The organism is Ignavibacteriota bacterium (genome assembly GCA_016218045.1).
Classification (GTDB): domain Bacteria; phylum Bacteroidota; class Ignavibacteria; order SZUA-365; family SZUA-365; genus JACRFB01.
The window spans coordinates 37,484-64,462 of record JACRFB010000018.1 but is presented as its reverse complement, the minus strand read 5'-3'; the positions used below and the strand labels follow the sequence as shown (position 1 = coordinate 64,462).

General features: G+C 61.4%; 14 protein-coding genes. 7 read left to right on the top strand and 7 right to left on the bottom strand.

The annotated features are described in order from the left end of the window. Window positions 1–238: 238 nt before the first annotated feature. Genes HY962_06260 through HY962_06250 form a run of 3 tightly spaced genes read right to left on the bottom strand, consistent with a single transcriptional unit; the run spans window position 239 to window position 8,999 of the window. The gene (locus HY962_06260; protein ID MBI5646517.1) at window positions 239–2,377 is read right to left on the bottom strand and encodes a hypothetical protein; all 2,139 of its coding nucleotides are present in this window, start codon (window positions 2,375–2,377) and stop codon (window positions 239–241) included. 4 nt (window positions 2,378–2,381) lie between these two features. Further along, window positions 2,382–7,268, bottom strand: a complete 4,887-nt coding sequence (locus HY962_06255) for a hypothetical protein (GenBank protein ID MBI5646516.1) — start codon at window positions 7,266–7,268, stop codon at window positions 2,382–2,384. A 27-nt stretch (window positions 7,269–7,295) separates the two neighbouring features. Then, a complete protein-coding gene (locus tag HY962_06250) occupies window positions 7,296–8,999 on the bottom strand; it encodes a hypothetical protein (GenBank protein ID MBI5646515.1) in 1,704 nt (567 codons plus the stop codon). Between the two features lie 381 nt (window positions 9,000–9,380). Here HY962_06250 and HY962_06245 point away from each other — a divergent pair, with 381 nt between their 5' ends. Genes HY962_06245 through HY962_06235 form a run of 3 tightly spaced genes read left to right on the top strand, consistent with a single transcriptional unit; the run spans window position 9,381 to window position 12,243 of the window. Then, entirely contained in the window at window positions 9,381–10,277 is an 897-nt protein-coding gene (locus HY962_06245) for a c-type cytochrome (GenBank protein MBI5646514.1), read from the top strand. 22 nt (window positions 10,278–10,299) lie between these two features. Beyond that, on the top strand, window positions 10,300–11,643 hold the full coding sequence (locus HY962_06240; GenBank protein MBI5646513.1) for a hypothetical protein: 1,344 nt from the start codon (window positions 10,300–10,302) through the stop codon (window positions 11,641–11,643). Between the two features lie 9 nt (window positions 11,644–11,652). Then, window positions 11,653–12,243 carry a hypothetical protein gene (locus tag HY962_06235; GenBank protein MBI5646512.1) on the top strand — a complete coding sequence of 197 codons (591 nt, stop codon included), beginning with the start codon at window positions 11,653–11,655 and terminating at the stop codon, window positions 12,241–12,243. Between the two features lie 6 nt (window positions 12,244–12,249). Here the strand turns inward: HY962_06235 and HY962_06230 are convergent, their stop codons facing one another. Together HY962_06230 and HY962_06225 are read right to left on the bottom strand one after the other, a co-directional pair. Continuing rightward, a complete protein-coding gene (locus tag HY962_06230) occupies window positions 12,250–14,397 on the bottom strand; it encodes a glycoside hydrolase family 3 C-terminal domain-containing protein (GenBank protein ID MBI5646511.1) in 2,148 nt (715 codons plus the stop codon). A 182-nt stretch (window positions 14,398–14,579) separates the two neighbouring features. Continuing rightward, entirely contained in the window at window positions 14,580–16,163 is a 1,584-nt protein-coding gene (locus HY962_06225; protein ID MBI5646510.1) for a DASS family sodium-coupled anion symporter, read from the bottom strand. A gap of 155 nt (window positions 16,164–16,318) precedes the next feature. On the opposite strand from HY962_06225, the gene HY962_06220 reads away from it, so the two are divergent. The 4 genes from HY962_06220 to HY962_06205 all read left to right on the top strand — a co-directional run bounded on the left by HY962_06220 (window position 16,319) and on the right by HY962_06205 (window position 22,480). Next, window positions 16,319–18,298, top strand: coding sequence for a hypothetical protein (locus HY962_06220; protein ID MBI5646509.1), 1,980 nt, complete (start codon window positions 16,319–16,321; stop codon window positions 18,296–18,298). A 298-nt stretch (window positions 18,299–18,596) separates the two neighbouring features. After that, window positions 18,597–20,642, top strand: coding sequence for a hypothetical protein (locus HY962_06215; protein ID MBI5646508.1), 2,046 nt, complete (start codon window positions 18,597–18,599; stop codon window positions 20,640–20,642). Continuing rightward, window positions 20,639–21,262 (top strand): T9SS type A sorting domain-containing protein, encoded by a 624-nt coding sequence (locus tag HY962_06210; protein MBI5646507.1) that lies wholly within the window; start codon window positions 20,639–20,641, stop codon window positions 21,260–21,262. Before HY962_06215 ends, HY962_06210 begins: the two co-directional genes overlap by 4 nt. Window positions 21,263–21,484: 222 nt before the next feature. Continuing rightward, complete coding sequence (locus tag HY962_06205) at window positions 21,485–22,480, top strand: hypothetical protein (GenBank protein ID MBI5646506.1); 996 nt, start codon at window positions 21,485–21,487, stop codon at window positions 22,478–22,480. A 68-nt stretch (window positions 22,481–22,548) separates the two neighbouring features. Here HY962_06205 and HY962_06200 read toward each other — a convergent pair whose 3' ends face one another. Next, window positions 22,549–25,386 (bottom strand): insulinase family protein, encoded by a 2,838-nt coding sequence (locus tag HY962_06200; protein MBI5646505.1) that lies wholly within the window; start codon window positions 25,384–25,386, stop codon window positions 22,549–22,551. Window positions 25,387–25,411: 25 nt separating this feature from the next. Next, window positions 25,412–26,947 carry an OmpA family protein gene (locus HY962_06195; GenBank protein MBI5646504.1) on the bottom strand — a complete coding sequence of 512 codons (1,536 nt, stop codon included), beginning with the start codon at window positions 26,945–26,947 and terminating at the stop codon, window positions 25,412–25,414. Between the last annotated feature and the right edge of the window lie 32 nt (window positions 26,948–26,979).

The following is a 26,979-nucleotide window of genomic DNA, read 5'->3' as shown; positions in this document are numbered from 1 at the left end:
GGGGGTGGGAACTGGGAGCTGGGAAGTGGGTACTAGGTACTGGGTACTAGGTACTGGGTACTAGGCACTGGGTACTGGGTACTAGGTACTGGGTACTGGGTACTGAGGACTGGGGACTGTGAAAAGCAATAGCGGCATTTGGGTGCTACTTCCTACTTCCCAGTCCCCATTTCCTATTTCCCAGTCCCCATTTCCTAGTTCCTAGTTCCTAGTTCCCAGTTCCCAGTTCCGCGTTCCGCTATTCGACGACCACTCGAATCACATCCGACAGCGGCGATTCAGCGCCCGAGGAATGCACCACGCGGATGGCGTACTCGTATGTACCCTTCCCGCGCAGAGCCGTGTCGATGTACTCTGCCTTTTCTTCCGCCGCGACAGCGGCATATTTCTTCAAGCCCTCACCGTTGAAGGAGCGGTACACGAGGAAGGACAAACCCTCGCGGCGGACGGGAGAGGTCCACCGCACACTGATACGCCGCGTCTCCTTGTTGTACACCGCCTGCAGATCACGCGGAGTCGGCAGCACGCCGCTGTCGTAGGGACGCGCGCGGACGCTCATCGAAAGTTCCGATCGATTACCGGCGCTGTCCACTGCCTGCAGGGTGTACTCGTACGTGACGGTTGCCTGCACGTCGCGATCGACCAGCTCGGTGTCGGCAGGACCGAGACGGCGCAGCGTTGTCCACTCTGCTTCACCCGCGGTACGACGGAACACCACATGCGCGGCCACATCGTCGCTGCCGCCGGGCGTGTAGCGCAGGAACACCAGCGAGTCGGTCACATCCACGTCGGTGATGACGGGAGCGACGGGCGGAACGAGATCCGGGCGCGGCACAACGAGCATGTCCGACACATCGGATTCGTTAAAATTCATGTCGAGCGCGGTGGCGCGGTAGTACACGTTCTTCGTCAACGTGCGCACTTCGACCGTGTCGTACACCACCGTGTCGCGCGCGGCGCTGCTGAGGCCGTCGCCGAAACGTTCGAGGATGGACGAGAACTCGTGTTCGGGCGCGTTGGCGCGGAGTATGCGGTAGCCCATCACATCGCGCTCGGGATTGACGCGCAGCGTGAGTGTGACACGGCCCGTGCTGTCCATGCTGCCGCGAACCCAGCGCGGCGCCATGGGCGGCGTCGAGTCGATAAGCGCGACATACGACGGCAGCGAGCGCGCGATATTGCCCGCCGTGTCGCGCGCCGCCACGATGTAGTAGTTCGCGTCGGCATCATTGAAAGTGGTGTCGATGAACTCGCGCGCACCGGGGCCGAGCACGGGACTGATCGCGCTGTACGGTCCGTCCTCCTTCGTATCGCGCAGGACCCTGAATCCGGCGAGATCCGCCGCGACCGGTTCCTCCATCGACCACGTGATGCGCACCGCGCGCGCCGCCGTGTGCTTCGCACCCGGCACAAACGGCGCGCCCGGAGCTGTGCGGTCGCGCCCCATCGCGGACACTTCGCCTATCAGCTCCTCGTCGGCAAAGGCCGTGGAGCCGTACACGCGGTACACATACGGCCGGTAATTCGTGACGAGCGTGTCGGCGAATGCCTCGGGCTCGTCGGGTGCGCCCGGCGCGCGGACGGTCATCTGCGGCGTGCGTGTCAGCGCTGTGAAGGTCGCGCCGCGGTCGGTCGAGCGCTCGACACGCGCGGACGAGTACACGGTGCGCGGCCAGGTGAGGAGTATCCATCCGTCGTTCTCGGTGGCGCGGAGCAACGCATTCCGCTTCGGCACATACGGATCATTCTTCACTGTCACGCGTCCCGTATCCACACGATACGGTGCGGCCGCCGCGGCTAGCCGCACGCGGTACACGTAGGTCTTGCCTCGCGTGGCTGTGCGGTCTACATAGCGCAGTCCCAAACCCTCGGCGGCGGACGCGTTGCGGTCGGCGGCATACAGCGCAAAGCCGAAGCGCATGTCCTCGCGAGTGCGCGCCTCGGTGAGCGCGGCAAGATCGCCCGGATCGATGCGGGCGCCCGTTTCGGCTCCCTCGGTAAGAGCGGCCGCTGCGAGCGGGTAGTCGGTGACACCTTCGGGCGGCCGCGGCGTGGCGGAGAAATAGGCCTGCCACTGGGCGGCGGTCCACGGCAGCAAGGGACCGTCCATCAGCGGCCGGAACGCGTTTGCAGGCGCGGCACCGCGCGCGTCGGCCTCGGCGCGCTCGACGATGAATCCCGTCGTGCGCGCCTTCTTCCAGACCACGGCCTTGTCCACCGCCCAGCGGAGTATCACGCCGTCGTCGCCGCCGCGCGCAAGCACGTGTATGCGCGCGCGCAGCGCCTCGTCGAGATCCGCGGGAATGGCGTCCTGCGCGGAACAGCGGGCCGCTACGATGAGCACCAGTGCCGCAAAAAGAAAGCGTGTGGTGTTCATGGTCTCAATTCCCCGACTGCTTTTTGTTCTCGTTCATGAGCTTCGGTTTCAGCGGCGGCGCAACGGTGGCGAATTGTGTTTCCACCGTCTCCGTCACCGGATCGTTGTTTTTCTTGCGGGCGATGGTCCACCCGTAATTGTTCGTCTTGAGTTCGTAGAGTGTTGCGGTCACACTCACCTTGTACACGCTGGCCGAGTCGAGGTTGGGCCCCAGATCCATCGCGGGTTTGGGTCCGCCCTCGCCGTCGTTCGACATGTTGTTTTTCGGCTGCGCCATGTTCACCATGTTGCCCTTCAGCAGCACGAGGTGTTCGCCGAGCGTGTTCGCCGCGGTCTGTATCGTGAGCGGATTGCCGAAGCCGTTCGGACCCTGCTTGCGCATCGTCACCGTGTAGCGGGCCTGGAACGTCCGATGTACGGTCGTGCCCGCCGCGTCGCCCTGGCTCTCCACCACATCGAACGTCTGATTCGGTGTGAAACCGTACAGCAGGCGCGGACGGTCCTTCACGTCGAAGCTGTTCGAATTGTTCGCCGGGTACGCGGACTTGATGAGCGCGGCCTCCTGCGCTGCAGCGGCGTCTTCCGCAACACCCGCGGGACCCGCCTCGGGTCCGCCGACGGGCCAGCACGGCGTGCCGTAGTCGACGTCCACCTGGAAGGAACCGGACACATTGCCATCGAAGAAATTGAAGGTGCCTGCAGCGGAGCCCTGCAGCCAGGTCGGTTTCGGGAAGCCGCCCTGCAGCGCGCCGCCGATCTTGATGTCGACCAGGTCGAAGGGACAGCCGTTCGGATGATTGTTCTTGCAGCAGAAGAGGCACGGATTCGAAATCGTGCCGTCTTTCATCTCGACAAAGATCTGCACGTTGAAGGTGACCCACGCGGCGACATTGCCCTGCATGTACCAGTGATTCAATCCCTCGATCCCCGCCCCGCCGGAACACACGGCGTTGTCGGGATACCGCAGCGCGGAGAGATTGAGTTCGAAGCCGCCGCTTGCGCGCGAGCGCAGATACACACGGCCGAAGAGATGCCGGTTGCGCTGACCCGTGTCGAAATATGCTCCGACGCCGAGCGCAACGCCGTTGCCCGACACGGCATTCGCAATCACCGACGAGGGCGGCGCGGCCAGACTCACACCCACACTCGCAAGACCCGCATTCGTCGCGGAACTGAATCCCGCGGGCGCGGTGATGTTTTTGCCGAACATGACGTACGACTCGGTGTTCACGCCGTACACCTTCACCACGTTGCGGTTCGACGGCTCGCCGATTTTCACGTACCAGATGCCGGTCTTTCCCTCCACATGCACAACCATGCCGACACCCGCGGGTCCGCTGACCACGGGATCCTTGTTGATATGGGCCAGCGCGGTCATGTGGAACACCCGTGTCGGATGTGTGTATTGCAGACTCACGGCGCCCTTTATCGGCGCCGTCGCGCGCTCGGTCAATTTGGCCATGCCCCAGAACTCGCCGGAAATACTCAGCGTCACGAGTCCGCCGCTCGGGGAGAACTGCCCCGCAAATGTCACGTCGGCGTTGAAGCGTTTGGGATCGGGCGCAGTGCCCAGCACACCCGTGATCGCGAAGCCGAAGCCGATGCCCGTGCTCGGCGTGAATGTCGCGCCGGATGCGGTGGCCTGCTGCGGGGTGTTTGTACTGGCCACCTGCGCCGCGTTGAGCGCCGGCATGGGCGACACGTTCATGCGCTGCCACGCCGCAAGACCCGCGCCGTACAGCGCATAGCCGGGAAGGAAGGTGATGCCCGGCGGCGGCAGTATCACCTTGGCGTCCACATACCAATACCTGTAAGGCGATCCCGCGTTGTAGCTCGTTGTGCCGAATCGCGCCGTGGCGGTGACCTCGGTCTGCGCCGATGTGAACGAGGCCTTCACGCGCCCGCTGAATCCGTTGCCGTACATCGGATCGTCCTGGAAGAACTTCACGAAGCCATCCACAATCACTGCCGAGGTCTTGATGTACAGGCCGATGGAATCGATGCGCGCATCGATGTACTTCGGCTTGAAGCGCCGAGCTGCGGGCCGCTCGATGGCGCCCGTCACCTCGAGCTTCGTGCGCCCCGCGAATTTTTCGTTGAGGTTCACGATCACTTCAAAGTTCACCGCGCCGCGCAGCACCTCGCCGGGCTGCGCCGGCTTCGATACGTACTTGATGTTGTCGATGGTCACGGGAATTTTTGCGACCTTTTTCTGCGGACTCGCAAAACTCCATGTGCCGATGTTGAAACCGAAGCTCCCGCCTTCGACCCACGACATTGCCATGTTCTGAAAGTCGGCGGTGAGAGTGACATTTTTCACCGGACCCACACTCACATCGTTCCAACCGAATCCGCCCGTGAGTTTTATGTCGAACGACGACTTGTCCTTCAGCGCCACCTTGAGATAGGAACTCGGCTTCAAGGTGAATTCTCCGCCGGCAAAAAACGAGGAGCGGATCGGACCCTTGGGTGTCATCGTGAACTGGAAACCGTCGCCGTTCTGGAACAGCGCCTTGTAATCGAGCGCGTTCTGTTGTGTCGAATCGGCCACAGGCAGCGTGATGAGTCCGCGCAGATACGCGGTTTTCACCGAGCTGTTCACGAGCGAAATCTTGAGCGAATCGATGCTCGCGCCCAGCGACGCGATGTTGCCCTTCGGGAATTGTATGATGTTCGCCGCGCCGATGGCGCAGGTGACGCCGGTCTTGTTCACGATCAGGTTGTTGACAAAGATGGTGACACGTTTTGTCGGATCGTCGAACGTCGTGAGTTTTTCGGGCAGCAGCAACTTCGCCTGTTTGATGAAGAAGCCCTGGAAGGCCATGGTCTGATCACCCGTGTATCCCGCCGGAAACGTGATGCCCGAGGGATTGCGGATGTCGGAATGATCGTAGGCCATGTTGGTGACTTCGAGATCGGTGCCGTTGGTGTTTGTGATGGTGCTCTTCGGCAGTGTCGCGTTTACGATCCAGTCGTCCCAGTCGCTGATCCACGCCTTGACGTTGGTCTTCACCTTCTGGCCGTTGTCGGGGCTCGGCGTCACCCACGCGCGCGGGAGTGCAAAGTCCATGTCCACCTGCGCGCGGCGGAAGCCGTCGCAGTCCCAGTCGATGAAGGTGCCGTTCGCCGTGTCGGTCGGCGCCTTGAAGGTGACGCTCCAAGTGGCGGTGTCGGGCGAGAAGGTGACGTCGCCGAGCAGGCCGAAGGAGCCGGATTGGAAGGACGGACCTGACGGAGCAAACGCGAGTCCGCTGGTCTTGAAGCCGAGATCGTCGTTGTGTTCGAGCACGGGCAGCGACATCACACCCACGAGTTCGGCGCCGGCTGCGTTCCATTTCATTTCGGCGATGGCCACGGTGTAGCCCTTGAGATTCGTGATGCCCAGCGGCAGCAGCACCGGCGAATTCGTCGCGTTGGCGATCTGTGTGTTGAGATCGAGGTCCTTGGTGAGTTTGCCGAAGTTCGCCTTCAGCCAGGTCTCGAGATTTTTGATGCGAGTTTTTGTCCACGGCAGTCCGCCGACAACATTCGTAAGCCACTGCGTCTGATACGGGTCGGGCGTGGCGTCGATGCGCGCCACCACGTCGCCGTTGTACACCTGTCCCGCCGTGTTGATCTTGATGTTGGTAAACTGCACCGCGACGGGCGTGCGCAGCCAGGTGACGAGAATGGAGCCCTTGCCGGTGAGTCCGGCGCCCGTGCCCGTCGCCTCGAGTATCTTCATCGGGAAATACCCGACGGTCACGACACTGTCGACATACGCGGCGGCGGCCTTGGTCGAAGGGGTCTGATCCACCACCGGGGGCGGCGTGACACCCGCGGGTTGGCATCCGCTCGGCGCGGGCTGCGGATTGCCGTTGCCGTATTGTGTCGTGTCGGGCTGCTGCACGTTGTTGTCGCCCGGACCGGCCTTCACCGCCTTCTGCGCCGTCATGAGTGGTCCCGGAGCCACATCCACGGGCGGAGCCGGCGGCTGCTGTGTGCGCAGTGCCTCATTGCCCTGCCGCCGCTCGATCGTTGCGGTCTCGCCCGCCGTGGCGCGCCGCTCGGCGGCCGCGGCGACCGTGAAGGTGAAGGGCTGCGCGTAGCCGTCGGTCTCGCCGAGCGGCGTGCCGCGTTCGTCGAGCGCGCGGACGGTCCAAGCATACTCCGGCACACGTCCCGGCAGCGGATACTCGGGCGGCCACAGGAGCTGCGTGACGCCGCGCACGGGCACGTCGAGAATCGGGCGGTTGCCGCGGAAGGCCTGCATCGCCCGCTGGCCCTGCAGTACTTCAAACACCATCACGCGGTAGGTGACAAACCCCTGCGGCTGCGGCGTGACGGGTGCCCAGCGGAACATGGGCCTCTCGCCCGTCTGCAGCGCGCTGCCGTTGTCTGGAAAAAGGAGTTTCGGAGCGTCATATCCGGTAACGTAAAAACCGCGACAGATGGGCGCGCCGATGATGCTCTGCCCCGTCTGTGGATCAAGAAGATCGACGCAGAATTCATAGTCGCCCGCGGGCAGCATGCCGGTCTTTGCCGCGGTGTTTTTGGCGCCGCCCACAAAGTCGACGGCGCGGAACGGGATGAGGGCCTCGGCGTAGTACACACTGACTCCCGGCGGCAGGGTCACGATGCTCATCTGTTCGGTCTTGGTGCGCGCCTGCACCGCGCCGTCCTTCTTCACCTCGACGGAGAACTTCACCTGCACGGGCCGGCCGCCAGGCGGCACGGTGGTGGTGAGCATGGCTGTCTCCTTGCGGGCCGCCCATTCGGAGAGGTAGGGATTCGGACGCGGCGATACGTTCAGCGTGGCGCTCACACCCTGCGCCCGCGCAGAGGAAAGCGCGGCCGCGCTGAAACAGAGGGCGAGGAGAATATGCCGGAAGGTCTGTCGTGTCGTGATCATGCTGCGTCTCCGTGTATCCCGGACGTCCTAAAACGTGGTGGTCAATGCCGATTCGAAAAGTGTCTCCCGGAAAAACGCGCCGGGTTTTGCGGAGCCGTAGCGGTAGTCGTTCACCGATACGGCGGAGTTGAGCGTGAGTCCGTCCGCGATGCGCCACTGCACGCCGGCGCGCGCGCCGACCTGTCTGTCGGCGGTGAAGGACGCGAGGCGATTGTTCGAGTAGGTGACGGTGACCGACGGCGCGACAGCGCCCTCGAACAGCGTCGTGCCCGCGCCCAGCGACAGCGTGTTCATGTTTAATGCGCCCGCGGGAAGATCGTTTGTCATGTGATGGACGGAGGCCGTGAGCGAGAGCGGGGTCTCCGTCCACGTGCCGAGATACATCAGCATGACACTCTGCGTATTGTTGCTGCCCTGCGCTCCCGACACGACGTTGTGATCGGTGAACGCGTCGAGCGCGTAGCTGGCCGTGATGGTGTGTGTGGCGGCCTGCGCGCGCAGCGTGTAGGTGGGCGCCACCGAAAACGCGTTCGACACGGTTTCCACGCGCAGCGTGTCGTTGCTCACGTTGTTGCGCACGCCGAAGTTGGCGTAGCGCAAAGCGACGGACCATTCCTCGGATATCAGCGCAAAGGCGTTGGCGGATCCGATGATCTGTGTCGATGTTGCGCCCTTGGTGCTCGACAAGTTGTTTGTGCGGTGTCCGATCGACGCGTTGAGGGACAGCTTCTTGTCGAAGAAACGCGCGCGCGGAGCGAGCAGGAATTCGAGCCGGTCGGGCTGCAGGTACGGATACCCGAGCGACACATAGCCGGCGCCGATGTATTTGCCCGAGGTCTTTACGCCGAAATCGCCCTCGTCCCAGGCCAGCGCCAGTGTGCCCGCGTAGTCGCTGCGTGTGGAAACGTTCTGGCGGTACATCGAGGCGGGAAGCGGCGAGCTGAAGTCCACCGGATCGGCATTGAGATCGCGTGTGAAGGCCGATGCGGCGGCCTCGCCGCTGAGGCCCACTGTTTCGGATACACCTATCCGAAAATTGAGCGACGCCAGGGCGCCTTCCTGCGGCGCGAGTCCGGCGGGCCTGCGCGCGAGCGACGCGGCATCGTCCTTCGCGCGCACGAGGTTGAGATGCGCGAAGGTGCCGTTCTCGTCGCCATACCCGATCTTGCCCAGCACCACGTGGCGCGCGTACGCGGCGCGCACGTTGTTGGCGCTGTCGGCCTCGATGGCGCGCTGCACGCTGCCGGCCGAAAGCGCAAAACGGAAGAGTCCGGGTGTCAGATCCACACCGGCGCCGAATACCTGTTCATCCCCCGCCGACAGTTCCGAGTACCGCGGCACGTGTGTGCCGAGGTAGGCCTGCAACCAGCCGATGCGCGGCGCGACACTCAGGAAGCCGAGGTTGTTCAACGGATTCTGTATGAATTGCAGGAACGTCGAATTCTTTGCATTCGGCGTCACAACATTGGTCTCCTGCGACGACAGCATGATGTTGAAGGGCAGCGTGATGTGATCGCCGAATGCCAGTGTGGGTGTGAGAACAAGGCGCAGCAGCGACGAGGGGCGCCGCGGTTGCAGCGTGCTGTCGTTGGCGGAGAAGCCGTACACGTCGGCGGTGGCCGCCGCCGATCCGCTGAGGCGCACGGGAGGCCGCTCTCCCCCGCCGCCGTCCTGCGCCCGTGCATACGGGACCGGTAGCGCGAGGAACGCGGCGGCGCAAAGAAAAAGCAAGGGGCTGTGTCGCACGATCAAATGACTCACATGAAGTGGACGCGAAGCGAACCGCGCGGAGCGAATGAATCCTCCATTCACAACGCGGCGGCGGGTTGGGTACTACGGATAGTGTCTATCGTAATATATGGCGCGTTTTCGCGGTATTCAAGAGCCGAAGCCGCATCGCGGCCGGATGCACATGCCGTTTTTTGCTTGACACTGACATTTCCGATATGTAGATTTTACTTGTCCGATTTCCCACATCCGCAAGAGCACCTCGCGATTCCCGCTTCAGGGAACCGTGTCTGATCATTCTGTCCCGCACAGCGCAGGTCGTGTGCGGATGTGTTTGTCACATCGGCCAAAACGGATTCCCCTCACAGTCAGGCCTCCACTCCGATGAAGATTCTCAAGCGCATCGCCATCGTCCTCGGCTCCCTCGTCGGTGTCGTCGTCCTCACCGTCGTCGTGATCTACTTCATGACGCGCAGCCGGTTGAACAGCACCTACGAGATCACACCCCGCGCGGTGCTCGTGCCCAACGACACGGCGACGATCGCGCGCGGTCGTCACTGGGTCGACGTGTACTGCACCGGCTGCCACGGTCCGGATCTCGCGGGCAAGCGGATGTTCGAGGATCCCGACATCGGATCCATCGACGCGCCGAATCTCACGCGCGGTCGCGGCGGTGTTGCGAGCGCGTACGCATCCGACATCGACTGGGTGCGCAGCATACGGCACGGCGTGCGGCCGTCGGGGCAGGCCCTGTTCATCATGCCGTCGCGGGAGTACTATTATTTTTCCGACGAGGATCTCGGCTCAATCATCTCCTACATCAAGAGCCTTCCGCCCGTCGATAAGACAACCGCGGGATATGAACTGACATTCCTTTCTCACATCCTCGCGGCGTTCGGCGCCTTCGGCAGCATACTCTCGGTCGAGGATATTCAGCACGACGTGCGTCCCCCCGCCCCGCCGCGCGACGTGACAGCCGCCTACGGCGAGTACCTCGTCAACACCGGCGGCTGCCGCACCTGCCACGGCGAGAATCTCGCGGGAGGCAAGGATCCCAATCCTCACGCACCTCCCAGCCCGAACCTCACACCGGGCGGACCGCTGAAATCCTGGACGCGCGAGGACTTCCTCCTCACGCTGCGCACCGGCTTCACTCCCGATCGGCGTCCGCTGCAGGCCGCGTTTATGCCGTGGGATCAGTTCGGTCGCATGACCGACAACGAACTCACCGCACTCTGGCTGTACCTGCGCGCACAGCCCGCGCTGGCGACTAACGACTGATCATCTTCTCCGAGGACGCCCCATGTTCCGTACATGCATTCACTCCCTGCTCCCGGCCTGCGCCGTGTTCCTGTGCACCATCGCGCCGCTTCCCGCGCAGATCCAGGAACTTGCACAGATACCGCGGAGTGCCATGTCGCTCAATTTCGAGGAAGTCAAACAGACCGTCGTCGGCGACTATAACGGAGACATTTTTTCAGACATCGTCACACGCAGCAGCAGCACCGTGACCGTGCTCGATGCGCTGACGCTGACGCCGCTCTACACCTTCCAGGCTGTGTCGGGCGACACGTCGCGCCGGCTTCTCGGCTTCGCCCGCTTTAACGGACAGAACGGCCCGGTCAGTGTGATGTTCCTTGAACGTGTGAGCAGCAGCGCGGCCCTCGTCATCCGCGACGCCGCGTCGAACGGCGTCGTATTCCGTGCTGAGGGCGACGCGATCCCCACGGAGACGATGTCCCTGAATATCGTGGTCCTGCATCGGAGCAACGGGCGCGACGTGCTCTGTCTGTCCGGTCGCCGCGGCGTGCTCGTGATCGGCGAGAAGAATGGCGTGCGCGGTGGCGACGGGGGCGGCATGTCCGCGCCGCAGCCCGCGCGAATGGTGGGATACGACGTCCAGCTCAAGTACGCTGCGCCGCCCGGTCTGCGTCTCGCCTTCTCGCCGCGCGATTTCTCCGACGAGGCGCGCGCGGATTTCAATGGCGACGGAGTGTCGGATCTTCTGCTCCGCAACGACACATCCTCGGGAGATCCGAAGGGCCTCGTGGTCGTGAGCGGCGACGACCTGAAGGAACTGCTGACCATACCGCTCACGGGCGGGCAGGCGGCGGCGCTGCGTGGTGACGTGCACGGCTTCGCGGATGTGGACGGGGATGGGATCAAGGAACTGTACGCCGGCACAAACGCTGCCCTGACTACCAATGGCGCCGTGCACACGATCGCACCCGGCATCACAACCCTCGCGCTGGCCGACATCGACGGCGACGGGCGCACGGACATCCTCGCGCTGCGCCTGCGCGACACCACACTCGTGGTGTACGGAACATCAGCCCCGACCGGCGTGGCCGCGGCGCCGGTGATGCCCGACGTGCTCACACTTCACCCCGCTTATCCGAATCCTTCCGCGAGTGTGACGCTGCTTCCCGTCACCCTGCGGTCGTCCGCTCCCTTGCGCGTCGCGGTGACCGACGCCGCGGGTCGCACGCTCCGCGTTCTGCACGACGGCCCCGTCAGTGCCGGCATGCATCTCATCCCGTGGGACGGCGCTGACGACACAGGCGCGCGGCTTGCGAGCGGCACGTATCAGATCATTGCCACATCGGGTGTGATGCTCCGCGCGCTCCCCGTCATTCGAATCCGCTGAGGTGACATCATGCGTTTCTCCATGATTCTGTTCTTTCTTCTTGCCACCGTGTTCGCACTCCAGGCACAGGACCAGATGATGTCCATCGTGCGCAGCGTGCCCGGCTGTCCCGATTCAACGAACACACCACGCCTGCGCGACGGCTTCTCCAGCGCGGGCGATCGACGGAGCGCCCTCGACATCAACGGCGATGGCATCCCCGATCAGGGTTTCTACTTTGAGGCCGACGGCCTGACCGAGAAGTTGGTCGTCGTCGATGGTGCGACACCGACACGACGCTGGGAATTCACACTCTGGTCCGGTGCGACACGGAAGCCGTACTCGCATCGGCTTATCGGCTATTACAACCTCGATGGCATCGTCGACAACGGGAATCCGAAGGAGCCGGTGTTTGCTTCCGCACGCGGCGATGTGGGGTTCAAGGTCACATTTGAAGACGTTGTAATCTCGTCGTACACGCTGCAGACCACGCAGCCGCTCGGCATCATCGCCATCCTCATCGGACTCTTCGACGCGAATGGCGACGGGCGTACGGACATTCTGACCGCGAGCTGCAATCAGCCGTCCGGATCGTCGATGGACCTGTGGTCGTGGAAATGATTCTCGTCAGAAACGCACGGTAGTTCGGAGCCGCTCGTCGGCCGACGAGGATCCCACGATGATATTGAGACGTCGCGGATGCCGGAAGGAGCGCGATGTCGCGTCCCAGAACCGCCTGTCGTCCGCCGTGAGTGTCCACGCGATACGCCGCCTGCCGCCGCGCTCGAGGTCCACACGCCGCACCCCGCGCAGGGTGCGGAGCGCTGCGCCGGCGGGCGCGTCCGTATCGCGGATGTAGAGCTGCGCGATCTCCGTACCGTCCAACTGACCGGTATTCTCGACTGTCACAAGTATGGTCAGTTCCTCGTGGTCCGCGAGTGAATCCGCGCTCACACGCAGATCGGAGTATGCAAATTCCGTGTACGACAGTCCGTGTCCGAAGGCGTACTGGGGTGTGCCGTGAAAGAAGCGGTACGTGCGTCCGCGCATGGAGTAATCCTCGAAGGGTGGCAGGTCCCGTGTGCTTGCATAGAAGGTCACGGGCAGACGTCCCGAGGGATTCACATCGCCGAACAGCACGTGTGCGACCGCATCACCTCCGCGCTGCCCCGGATACCAGGCCGCAAGAATCGCGTCTGCGGATTCGCTCATCCACGATGACACGATGGCCGAGCCCGACAACAGCACCACGATCAATGGCCGGCCTCGTTTCTGTACTGCGCGCAGCAGACGCTCCTGCGGGGCGGGAAGTTCAATCGTGGTCCTGTCGCCACCGCGGAACCCGTCGAGTGCGACACGCAATTCCTCGCCCTCGAGCCAGGGATGCAGGCCGAGCACTACAATCACGGCATCGGCATCGGAGGCGGCCTTCTGTGCGTCGATCAGAAGCTGCTCCGCGGCGGCGGCCGAGGAATCCGTGTGTCTGCCCTCGGCGAGATCACATCCACGCGTGTAGGTGATTGCGACGTCCGATCCGGCGCGCGCGCGCAGACCGCGCAGCAGGGTGACGGCGTACGGCGGTGTGCCGTTGTAATTGCCGAGCAGCACGGTGGAATCGTCCGCTGCGGGCCCGAGCACCGCGATACGCCGGATATCGCGAGACAACGGCAGTGTGCCTCCGTTGTTTTTCAGGAGTACGATCGACCGCTCCGCGGCATGCAGCGCGAGCGAATCGTGTCTCTCACACGCATTCTTCGAATATGGTATCGCGGCGTATGGATCGCGTCCGGGCGGATCAAACATGCCGAGCCGCATTCGCGCCGTAAAGAGCCGGCGCGCGGCCCTGTCGATGACTGCCGGCGCGACGAGTCCTCTGCGCACGGCTTCACCCAGCGCGGCGTACTCGGGTCCGCAGGTCAGATCACATCCCGCATTCACTGAGCGCGCGGCGGCCTCGACCATCGACGTGTCGCTGTGATGGAAGTTCACGTAGTCGCTCACCGCCCAACAGTCCGACACGACATACCCGTCGAAGCCCCACTCGGCGCGCAGGATGCTGTCGAGCAGCAGCGTGCTCGCGCAGCAGGGATCGCCGTACAGCCGGTTGTATGCGCACATGACGGAGGCGGCGCCTGCCTCGCGCACGGTGCGCGCAAATGCGGGCAGGTAGGTGTCACGCAAATCGGTCTCGCTCACCGACGCGTTGAATGCGTGGCGTGTGGGTTCCGGACCGCTGTGCACCGCAAAATGTTTGGGCGTGGCCACGGCGCGCAGATGCGCGGGATCGTCGCCTTGCAGTCCGCGCACAAATGCGGCGCCGAGTGTGCCTGCAAGCCATGGATCCTCGCCGTAGGTCTCCTGTCCCCTGCCCCAGCGCGGATCACGCGCGATGTTGATGTTGGGCGACCAGAAGGTCAGTCCTTCGTAGATGCCGTGCCGTCCCTGCCGCAGCGCCTCGTGATGTTTTGCGCGCGCCTCGACACCTATCGCCGTCGCGATGCTGTGCAGGAGATCCGCATCAAAACATGCCGCGAGGCCGATGGCCTGGGGAAACACGGTGGCGGTGCCCGCGCGGGCCACGCCGTGCAGGGCCTCATTCCACCACGTGTACGGCGGAATGCCCAGCCGCTCGATCGCGGACGCTTCATGCTGCATCTGCGCGATCTTCTCCTCGAGTGTCAGACGCCCCACAAGATCGGCGACACGATCGGCAACGGGAAGATCGTGATTGCGGAACGGCGGCGTGCCGTCCTGCGCCGCAAGAGGCGCACACATGGCGCAGATCAGAAGAAATACGGATCCGATACTCGGAATTGTGGACATGACGGCGTGTGCGAGTGGTGGGGGCGGTGATCCCGCGGGATTGGATTCCGGAGCTGCTGCAAGATACAACGGCGGTGTATGCGAAAAGATGCCGCGCAGTTCCTCTGCAGAACGGGCGTCGCTTTTGCGTGCGGCTAGAAGCGGAACAGCCCGAACAACATGTCGCCGAAAAGCGGCAGCAGTCCTATCACCAGCAGCCACCCGAGTATGTCGAGCGCAAAACCGTTGCGCACCATCGCGCGAAGCGGCACGTATCCCGTGCCGTACACGAGCGCGTTGGGAGGTGTTGCGACGGGCAGCATGAAGGCGAGCGACGCGGCGATCGCGGCTGCGACGGCCAGCGCCGCCGGATCGGCTCCGGTTGCGGCGGCGATCGAAATGACTACCGGCACCATCATCGATGTGACCGCAGTGTTCGAGGTGACCTCGGTCAGGAAATCGACAAACACCACGATCACCGCCACAAGCACAAACGTCGAGGGTGTGCCAATGGCCGCGATCACCGACGAGGCGACCCACGGCGCGAGCCCCGTGCGGAACAGTGCGTCCGACAACGCGATGCCGCCACCGAACAGCATCAGCGTGCCCCAGTCCACCGACGCGGCGTCGTCCCAGCGCAGCACAAACTCGCCCCTGCGCAGATGTACGGGCACGAAAAAACAGAGCGCACCCGCGCAGAGTCCGATGTGGAATTCGTCGACCCAGGCGAGCCGCTGCGCGATTGCATCGGGAAGGATGTCGCCCCAGAAGGGATTCGAGATCCACAGTATCGCCGCGCAGCCGAGTATGCCGAGCACACGTTTTTCCCCTGTGGACATCGGACCCAACGCCGCGTGCTCCGCGCGCAGGCGTTCCCTGCCGCCGGGAATGTGCGCGACTTCGGGCGGATTTAATCGCAGGAGCAACAGCCACGTCATCGGCACCATCAGCACCACAAAGGGCACACCGATGACCATCCATTCGAGAAAACCTATGGACTCGAATCCTGCTCGGCCCGCCATCGCCGTGTCGAGGATGCCCAGCGCGATGCCGTTGGGTGGCGTGCCGATGATGGTGCCCACACCGCCGATGGACGCGGCGTATGCGATGCCGAGCATCATCGCCGTGCCGTAGGGTGAATCGCCCGGCTTCAGCGCGAGCATCGTGAGAATGCCGAGTCCGATGGGCAGCATCATCGCGGCCGTCGCGGTGTTGGATATCCACATCGAGAGGAAGGCCGTCACCGCCATCACGCCCAGCAGTATGCTGCGCGGATTGTCCGCCACACGGCCGCGTGACAGCAGCCACAGCGTCAGGCGGCGGTCGAGTCCCCACCGCTGCATCGCGGCCGCCAGAAGGAAACCGCCGAGGAAGAGGTATATCACCGGATTGGCGTAATGCGCAAGCACCGTCTTCGGTGTGAACTCCACCGCGCCGCGCGCGCCGAAGCCGACCACATGCAACGCGGGCAGCAACACGGCGGGCAGCAAGGCCGTGGCCGGCAGCGGCACTGCCTCGGTGATCCACCACACGATCATGATGAAGAAGAGTCCGGCCGCGGCCTGCATACTGCGCGCAAGTTCCCAGGAGTCCGGCTCCGCTGCACCCGCGAGCACAGACATTGCCGCATCGTGAAACACGGGCAGCACGGGCGCACAAATGCAGAGCGCCAGAAGCAGTATTCCTGTGAAGAATCCCGCTCGTTTCAACGTTGTTCCCGCCGCAGTGCCTTCCGCCATCCGCAACCTCTCGCTGATATTGTGCGATGGTAGACATTCCCCTGCCGTGAAACAAACATCGACACCTGAGTAGTGCGCCGCACTGTCGCCCCTTGTCTCTTCTTCACCATCTTTCTAGTTTGTGATGTCCAACCACATCCCGGGAAAGGTACAGGATGAAGGTACGTTCCGCATCGATCCTCCTTGGTCTCGCGCTCATCACGACACATCTGTGTGCGCAGTACGAACTCGAGAAAGTACCGTCACCCGAGGGCTGTGCCGTCTATGGCCTGGCCTGCGACAGCGCTGGTACGCTATACGCATCGACAGATGAATACGGATTGTACATCTCTCGCGACGGCGGAACACTTTGGACGAAGGCCTCGATACCGCTGGAAATGCACCGGCTAACAGTGCAGATACTGTGGCCTCTGATTGTGGGTCCGCATGGAACGGTGTACGCCTTCAGCACCTTCGGATCTGGTACTCTCCCACTGCTTCGCTCCACCGACAGAGGCAGCACATGGGTGGTGGTCGACAGTGCCGCTCGGAATCACATCGGGTATAGTCACATGGTCGCACACGGCGGCGCGCTCTTTTCCCTTTCTGCAAAGGGATTCTGTCGATCAGACGACGACGGCTTCACCTGGCGTGTAGTCAGCACACCACCACAACTTGATTTTTCCAAAGGATTTCGTCAGACGATTTTCACCTTCGTCTCCGACTCCGTCGTCCTTGTATGGGCGAATACCGTGTCACGATCGACCGACCAGGGTGCCACGTGGTCGTCAACAGATATCGAGAGACTGGTGACGCCGTTTGCAGTGGACGACGAGCGCGGCATCGTGTCCATACGATCGTACAGCTCGAAATCACGAGCATATCTCATCCGGCGGAGCACGGATGCGGGATTCTCGTGGGTGCTGGAGGATTCAATCTCGAATGCGACGATACGATACGAAGGCTGGCCCGATCGTATTGTCCGGTTGTCCGACGGCACACTGATGTGCGGAGGTCCCAACGGCGCGCGCGGTGTGTGGATCGCGCGCGATTCGATGCGCTTCCGGTGGCGCGCTGGGCTGAACAATCACATCGTGCATGACCTCTGTGTCGATACACGGGGTCGTATCCTGGCGGCGACACATGCCGGTGTGTACGCCTCGTCAGACGAGGGGCGCACATGGAATGAATTGAATCGCGGCTTGCCGGCACGTGAAGTTACGGCTCTCTTTTCCAGTCCGAACGGAACGGTGTTTGCGGGAACTCGAGCGGGAGGGCTGTATGTATCTCGTGATTCCGGGCGGTCATGGCAGCCCCGTGGTCTCGACGGGATGGATGTACACTTCGGCATCGCGAGGGAAACCGGCGGCATCACCGCTATTACGAGAGCTTCTGAGGGGGTAACCCTCAGCCACCTAGGGCAGACCTTCCCCGGATATCCAATCGACTCTCACCTGCCCAGCGGCAGCCCCGCGTGGACCACGGACGACGGCAGCTCGTGGAAGACACAGGAAAACACCTGGTGTACATCGATAGTATCGGATTCACGATTCCGATATTACACGAACACCAGGGAAAACAATTACAGCAGCGATGCGGGCGCGCGGTGGTCCACCGTCCCGCTGCTCGCGCGGGCGCGTTTTCTGGACTCGCCCGCCGACGGCACAGTCTTCGCATCCGTTACGGCACAAAGTGAGGGAAGTCGCGCGCGTGAAGTAGTGCTGCCGGACTCCGTGCTGCGCTCCGATGACGGCGGCACACACTGGCGCTGTATACACACAGGCCCAGTCTATGGCATGTGGTCGGATGATACGATGCTCTGTATTCATGAGGGTCGCACAATCCTCCGCAGTGCCGATCGTGGGGTGTCGTGGCAGACCGTCGAACTGCCAACCTTCTTGCAGATGCCGGACCAAGGCATCTCCCTCCGCTTCCAGTCAGCAGGGACGGGCCTCGTGTCCGTCTCCGACCCGTACGGCGGACTGCACTACTTCTCGACAGACGGCGGCGCGTCATGGGAAGCTGTCAATTTCAGGAGCGGCTCTGTTCACTCCTACTATACATCATGCCTTCAGACAAAGGATGGGCAATTCCTATTTGGCAGTACGCATGGTATCTATCGCGCACGCCGTGTATCCACCGTCCCTTCTGATTAGCGCGCCCAGATCCTCCTCCGGCCTATCCGCATCAACCCCCTATCCCCTCATGCCTTGAAACTCCCTTTGTGAGCGTCCTTGCGCTGCAACTCCTGTGTCTGTCGGGTCTGCAGCGCAGGCAGAACCACTGCACGGTCAGCGGCCGTCCGGCGACGTCCGTGCCATTAATTAATATTTGACTTTGGGAACAAATACGGATGGCGGGAGGTTAGGGTAGAAACTCCCCTCATCTCTTTTTTTACCCGGCAGCCGGTGCGCGGTGAATTGCTGATGCCACGGTTGCAGAAAGGATATACCCATGCGACTTTCTTCAGCACTCATTGTCGTGGCGCTCCTGCTGTCATTGACGGTGCAGGCACAGGTTCCACGTGTCATCAGTTTCCAGGGTGTTCTCGCCGATGCATCTGGCAATCTGCTTCCCGATGGCAATACCGGTCTGACGTTGTCACTGTACGAGACGGCCACCGGAGGAACGGCCCTGTACACCGAGACACAGACAGTGCCGGTGGTGCGCGGCGTGTTTAACGTGATCATCGGCAGCGTTACACCTCTCCCGGCGAGTCTGGGTTTCGACCGGGCGTATTTCCTCGGTGTGCGTGTGGGCGGCGGAACGGAATTGTCGCCGCGTACGGCGCTCACCGCGGCACCCTATGCCCTGCGCGCCGCCGTCGCTGATGTGGCGGAATCCCTCTCCCCCTCCGCCAGCGGCGTTGTGACCCGCGTGAATAATCAAAGCGGAGCGCTGACGTTGCAGGGCTCGGGCGGCACCACCGTCACCAATAGCGGAAACACCATCACCATTTCATCGAGTGGTGGAGGCGGTACCGGCATTCAAGGAGTCCAATCGGTGGATGGCATGATCAGTGTCACAAATCCGAATGGTCCGACGGCAAACCTCGGCATTGCTCCAAATGCCATCACGTCCGACAGGATTCAGGACGGATCCCTCACCGCGAATGATTTTGCACCGGGAGTGCTGCCCGGTGTTGCCAATTTTATCGCCGTGGGGTCGCTCGCAGGAGGTGATTTGAACGGATCGTATCCCAATCCCGGCATCGCGCCCGATGCCGTTTCGAGCATCGAAATACAGGACGGCAGCATCACCGCCAATGATATCGCCCCGGGTGTCATACCCAGCACGCTGAACTTTCTCTCCGTCGGTTCGTCCGCCGGCGGCGATTTGGCGGGTCAGTATCCAAATCCCACCATCGCGGTCAATGCTGTCGACGCGGGCAACATCACGCCGGGGGCCGTGGTGAAAACTCTGGTCGTCGGACCCTCGCAGTTGCATGACAATGTCACTCTCGCGGCAGGGGCAAACGTCAACGTCACCGCGGCAGGCACAACCGTGACGATTTCCGCGGTCGAACAAAACGCCGTAAAATCGATAACGAACAGCAACGGCACGCTCGATGTCACGAATCCGACCGGACCCGCAACCACAGTGAACGTCAAGGACAACGGCATCTCGACGTTGCAACTCGCAAACGAGGCCGTCACACTGCCGAAGCTCAGCAAAAGTGGCGCATCGAACGGCCAGGTGCTGGGCTACAACGGCACCGATATCGTGTGGACAACACCGTCATCGGGTATCACGCTCCCGTACGCGGGTAGCACAAGTTCTTCACTCGAAGCGGTGAAAATCGTGAATTCCGGCAGTGGTCCGGGCATTCTGGGACAGAATTCCGCGACCACCGGCTCCACATTCGGCATGCGAGGCGAGGCGGCATCCACATCACACGGCGTCGGTGCGACAGGAGGAGTGACCGGTGTTTTCGGACTTGTCACACCAACAACACCAGGAGGGTACTCCGCCGGCGTGCGCGGTATAAACAACGGCACGGGCGGTACGGGCATCGGTGTCATCGGCTATCAGGCGGGCAGCGGTTGGGGTGTGTACGGAGAAACCCCGAGCGGCTTCGGTGTGTATGGCCTCACAACAAACAGCTCGTCTGCCTCGTCGGGTGTCCGTGGTGAAACGTTCTCGAGCAACGGCGTTGCGGTCGAGGCGAAGTATTCCGGTTCGGGTGTGGGCACCGCGCTCGAGCTCGACAATGGAGCCATCCGTGTATCGGGGGTCAACAAGGCGGCCTTTATCCATACCGCAACCGCGGCAAATAAACTGAGCGCAAACGGCACCGATATCGACAACGCCATGTGCAACGGCGACGCCACCTGCATACTCATTGTAACGCAGAAGCTGAATCCGAGCGGTATTGTATATAACAACAGTCCCATCGGCGTGTATTACAACACGATCCGCAGCAAGTGGGAAATCTTCAACCAGAACAATGTGGCGATACCAAACAATGCGCAGTTCAACGTCCTGGTGATAAAACAATGACACGGTCCATCTATACAATCCCCGCAGCGACGCCGGCGATACTGCAGCAATCGCCGCGGTCCGAATCCTCCCCGTCGTCGCGCATATCCGTGACGAGCGGCACGCTGCTCGCGTTCTTCTCTCTGCTCGTGCTGCTGCTCCACGGTGCAAGTCCGGCCACTGCGCAGACGCGCCTGCTTCGCGCCGTGATCAGCTCGGGCGCCGCGGCGGCTGGAAACGGGACCACCCGGCTCGCAGGTTCGGTCGGTCAGACTCTGGCAGGACCGACATCGTCGGCGACCGAACGCGCGAACTTCGGTTTCTGGCCCGGTCTCAGTGGAGTCCCGCTTGCCGTCGAACGTGTCGACGCTGTGCCCGCTTCACTGACATTGGGACAGAACTTTCCCAATCCGGCGCGAGGACGTACACGCATCACTTTTTCTCTTGATGTTCCCCGATCCGTGCGTGTTGTACTCTATGATGAATCCGGTCGCGAGGTCATGCGACTCGCGGATGGATTCTTTTCCGCCGGATCGTACTCGGCGGATCTCGACGTCGGCACTCTGTCGACGGGCGTGTACACGTATCGCTTCGACGCGGCTCCCTATGCGCTGTCGCGACGCCTTGTCGTTCTGCACTGATGAGCGCGGACCCCGCCGCGCCCGACTGTCGCTCGGAACGGCGCGGCGGGGTGCTTCCCGTATGCGACACACCCTGCAGGTATTGCAGGGACTGCCACTCAATACTGAACGGGAAATCAACATACATATAAGATAAAATTATCTTGCATTTTGTTTCCGCAGTACGCTTTTTGCGGCCGTACCAAGTGCTCTTGAACCGTCCACTTTTGGAGGAAGCCGGTTATGGCTCGCAGACTTGCGTTATTCGCGTCCACGTTGGCGGTCTGTCTTTCCGCCGTCGCGTTCGCGCAGGATCCCGATCCGGGATATATCAGCACCTTCGGTTGGGGTGGTATTGCCGTCGCGCAGGACAAGGCCCCGGGCTTGACCGCATTCGATGCGAATCTGTTTCATTACAAGAGCGGCAAGTCCCTTATTACGGCGGGGGAGGATGCGGAGCTGCACTGTCGCTTCCTCTTGAAGGATGGGAAAACGTACGGACAGCATGTCGCCGCGTTAAAAAAGGTGACGGCCAAGAAGGTCGGCACGCTCAAGGCCGAGTATATCCGCACGCTGTTTTATGTCTCGCATGACGAGGCGGGAAGCCATGTTGCGGCGGTGTGGCCGTCCTCGCTCGCCGACCGTCCCGCGTGGAAGGAAATCTGCGTCAACGAAACAAAACTCAGTGCCGCGACGGGCTGGAAATCGAGCCGCTTCACGCTGAGTGAAGACCGCTCGAATTTTACCGCGCTGGTGTCGTGGCTGAAGAAGGCGCGGCCCGGGTGGAAGATCTATGTGATGCATGTCGCGGGATACACACGCGACGCTCCCGAACTCAAGTACTACGACAAGGCGGAATTGCGCTGGATGATTCCGCTCGAATACGTCGACACCGAACCTCTCGCGGCCGCAACCATCGAAGTGGAAAAATCCACGAATCCCCTGCTCGCCTGGAGCTATGTCATCGATGTCATGCCCGTCGAACAGAAGGGTGTGAAGGACGGCCGTATGACGGTGCTCAAGGACGGACAGAAGGTGACCACCTTCAAATTCGGCATCCAGTACAACTACCTCAACAAGGTGACAAAGCTGCACAACTTCTGGGTGCACTACGAATATGAGGACGGCGGCGTGATCGGCGGCTTCGATGCCTCCGACGTCCCCACAATAGAAAGCGGCATTCAGAACACGTTCTTCGCCGCCATACAGCGCGCGCTTTTCGAGGAGAAGCTGAAGTAACGGAAAACGGGGAACGGTGAACGGCGCGAGATCTGGAGCCGTTCACCGTTTTCCGTTTACCGCATGCGTTATTTCTTCTCGGGCATCAGCACAAACTTCTTCATCCTGTCGAAGGTGAAGTACTTCGCCGCGGCATCCTGCAGGGCTTTGGAACTGAGACCGCTGACGAAGGTTTCGTATTTCAGCACCTGGGCGGGATCCTCGCCGAGCCAGAAATCCTGTTTCAACCGCTCGAGCCAGAAGCTGTTTTCCTTGAGGGCCTTCTCACGCTCGCGGCGCTGGATCTCCTGTATCTTCTGCACATCCTCGGCCGAGGCGCCGCCGTCGATCACCTTCTTCATCACCGAATAGACGGTGTTCATCAGTTCCTCGGCGCGGTCGGGATCACAGCCGAATTGGATGGTTATCACGTATTCGGAACGCGGCGTCTTCATCGGACGCGCGTTGACTCCGACGCCGTAGGTACCGCCCTTCTCCTCGCGGATTTCTTCGCGCAGCTTGATGTTCAGGAGTTCCTGCAGCGACACGAGGTCGTAACGGTTCTGATACGTCCATTCGAACGGCCCGTTGAACATCATCACCACCATACATTTTTTCTCGAGTCCCTTGTACACCGTCTTCTCGAGCTTCTCCTCGGGCATGCGCGGACCGACATCCTTCCAGTTTTCCACGCGATGTGTGACGGGAAGCGCACCGATGTATTTTAGTGCGAGCGGTTTGAGCGCCTCGGGTGTGATGTTGCCCACAAAGAACATCGTGAAGTCGCTCGCGTCGGCGAAACGCTCCTGATACTGTCGGAAGGCGCTCTCGAGCTTCACTTCCTCGAGGCGCTTCGGATTCATCATGCGCCCGCGCAGATGCCCCTTCGTGATCAACGCGGTGACGGAATCGACAAAGGTGTACTCGGGATACGCCATCATGCTTTCGTACATCGTCTTCATGCGTGTCATCATCGAGCGGAAGGCAGTGGTGTCCTTGCGCGGACTCATGAAGTACATGTACAGCATCTGCATCATGATCTCGAGATCCTGTGGCGCGGCGTTCCCGCGGAATCCCTCCTCGAGTTCGGACAGCGACGGGGACACGTTGGCTATTTTGCCCGTGAGCCGTTTTGTGAGCTGCACCGCGTCGAGGTCGCCAAGTCCGCTTTCGTTCACGATGTCGGCCGCCTGTGATCCCGACATGTACACGCTGTCGTGGACGAGCGAGAGTCCGCCCGGCGAATACGCGGCGAAGAGGATTTCATCGTTTTTAAAGTCCGTGGGTTTGATGACCACCCGCACGCCGTTCGACAGTTTCCACACCGTGAGTCCGACCTCCTTCACCTCGCTTGTCTCGGTGATGGTGGTCGACGAGGCGGGAACCTCGACCAGCGGCGCGTTCGACACCTCGTCGATATACGGGTCGATGGTGCTCTTCTGCACCGCGGCGAACACCTTCTCGAGATCATCGCGCGACGGAACGCGCAGATCCTTCTTCTCGGGCATGCTCACGGTCACGACCTGGTTTTGGTCGAAGCGCAGCGACGCGGCGTACGTGTTCACTTCCGACGCGGTGATGCCCGGCAGATATTTCTTGTGCAGTTCGTATTCGAGTTCGATGCCTGGAACGGGTTCCTCGGTCAGCACATGACGCACGAGTTCACTGGCATAGCGCTCAGACGGCGTCTTGTCACGTTCCTTGTAACTCTCCTCGTAGCGGCGCAGCAGACTTGTCTTTGCGCGCTCGAGTTCGCTTGCCGGGAATCCGTGTTTCTGCGCGCGCAGCGCCTCGGTCAGCAGCGTCTGGAACCCTGTCTCGACTCCGTCGTTCTGCACCTGCGCGGCGAGGTACAGCGCGTCCTTCGCGCGCGCGAAGCGGCCCGTGTATCCGTAGCCGTACAGAAACGGCGGATCACCCTTCTGGCGCAGCTCGTCGAGCCGCGCGTTGAACATGGTTGTGTACAGACTGATGATCATCGACGTGCGCAGATCCATCACCTTGCGCTCGACGCGCGGCGGTCGTTTCGACATCACGGTCACTTCGGTGCCGGGGGCCTCGGGATCGGTGACGATGGAATACAAGACCTCGGCGTGATCGGGGACGGGCACGACGGCACGGTCGAGCGGTGTCGAGGGTTTCGGTATCGCGCCGAAACGCTCGGTGATCTTGCGCTGCATCTCGTCGACATCGAAGGTGCCGACGGCGATCACCGCCATGTTGTCGGGCCTGTACCAACGTGCGTAATAGGACTTGAGCGTCTCGTACGTGAACGACTTCAGGATCTCCTCCTTCCCGATGGGCAGGCGGTCGGCGTACTTCGAGTTGTGGAACATGACCGGGAACTGCTTGTCCATGATGCGCTTGCCCGCGCCCTTGCCGAGGCGCAGTTCCTCGAGAATCACACCGCGCTCCTTGTCTATTTCAGCATCCTCGAAACTGACGTTGTGCGCCCAGTCCTCCAGCACGTCGAGGCCCTTGTCGAGCAGGCCCGGCTTGTCGGTCGGGATTTGCAGCATGTACACCGTCTCGTCGAAACTCGTGTAGGCGTTGAGATCGTTGCCGAAACGTGTGCCGATGGATTCGAGATACCGGATGAGTTCATCCTTTTTAAACCGCTTCGTCCCGTTGAAGGCCATGTGCTCGCAGAAATGCGCGAGGCCCCGCTGCTCGTCGGTCTCCTGTACCGCGCCCGCATTGACCGCCAGGCGCAGCTCGGCGCGGTTTTCGGGTTTGCCGTTTTTCAGGATGAAGTAGCGCAGGCCGTTGGGCAGCGTCCCCGTGCGGAGCGCGGGATTCAAGGGTATGGCGCTGCCGAGCGACAGCGATTTTACGACGGGCTTTGACGGCTCCTGCGCGTGCGTCAGGCTGCTCGCGGCCGCCAGAAGTAACAGGATGGCACAAACGAACATTCGTGCGAGGTGCATTGGATCTCCAACGTGGTGATACAGGTTATTTGTGAACGATTTTAAATTCAACGCGTCTATTTAGCTGCCGGCCCTCCTCGGATTCGTTCGCGGATACGGGTCGAGTGAAACCAAATCCACGGTACGATAGTCGCGTGGCAGTGATCTCTCCGGTCTCATGGATGTAATCGCGTACCGCCCGTGCCCTGTTCTCCGAGAGCACGTGATTGTACGAGGGTGTACCGACATTATCCGTGTGCCCTTGGATTTGAATGGTCATCGACGGATGCGTGCGGAGGAGATCAATCAACCGTTGCAATTCGGGGATCGACTCGTCTCGGAGCGTGAATTGATTAAAATCAAAAAAGACATTGTTCAATCGGACGGTGATATCTTCTTCGATAGGTGTGAGATACAAATCTCTCGCAATCTCTTTATAGGTCGCAAGTGCCTCGAGATCGAGGTTTTCCGACAAGGGGTAGTACCCATCTTTCCTCGCGAAGAATCCATACTTCGTACCGCGCACGAGCACAATCTGGTACTCTCCCGTTGCGGGATGTGATCGTGCCTCACCCACTTTCAGTCTGCTTGAGAGCGATTGGTATTCCACATGAGCTTCGATCGGCTTTTTGGTCTTCGAATCATATATCATTCCCTTCACAATGACGACGGGTTGTGGGCGTGCCTTTTCCGGGAGAGGAATTCTGTAAATGTCACCTTCTCCCGACGGTGGTTGTGAGGAGGCAAAATACGCGTATGCACCTGATGCCGGAATCGTGTAATACATCTCTGTGCGCGGTGTATTAATGGACGGTCCGAGGTTTTCCGGAGTGGACCACTTCTGCCATGTCGAATCGAGGCGTCGCGACAAATAGACATCCGCATTTCCAAATCCATCCTGTCTGTCGGCGGAGAAATACAATGTGAGACCGTCTGCGGCAAGAAAGGGACATGCTTCGGATCGCCGCGTATTGATTCCGAGCAGCGGTTTCGGTTGTGACCAGCGGTTGCCGTACAGATGCGTCGATACATATATATCATCATCCTCTTCGTCAGCGGTCGGATAAAAGGAAATCAACAGAATCGTGCCGTCACCAGAGAGACATCCAGTAACGCTGCCTCCCTTGTTCAGCTGTTCATATCCGTCTATGTCCATCCCCACAGGATCCGACCAACCATTCTTTGTCCGCGTAACCAGCGAAAACCCTCGTGCGGTTAATTCACCGTCTTCATAATATCCGAGAACAACCGCCTGGGTGCCATCGGCGGTGATGCCCAGGAGGGCGTTCGGATATTCGTTATTAATCGGTGATCCAAGATTCACCGCCTCGCCCCACGTGTTGTCCGACCTCAGTGTGGAGCACCATATGTCCTGGTCCTCCTCTCTGATGCGAACGCCGAGATTCTTCGCGTGACCACCTCGGACGAAGTAGAGTGATTTTCCATCCGGAGACACTATAGGTAACAATTCGGACGCGGAGGAATTGACTGATGCGCCCAGCCGCTCAGCATTTCCACCCTCCTGCTGTGCTGCGGCAATGAAGGGAACACACACGAAGAGAACCACGAGTATGGAACGCATTGGATCCCCCGGCTCTGGTGTACACTCTGTGC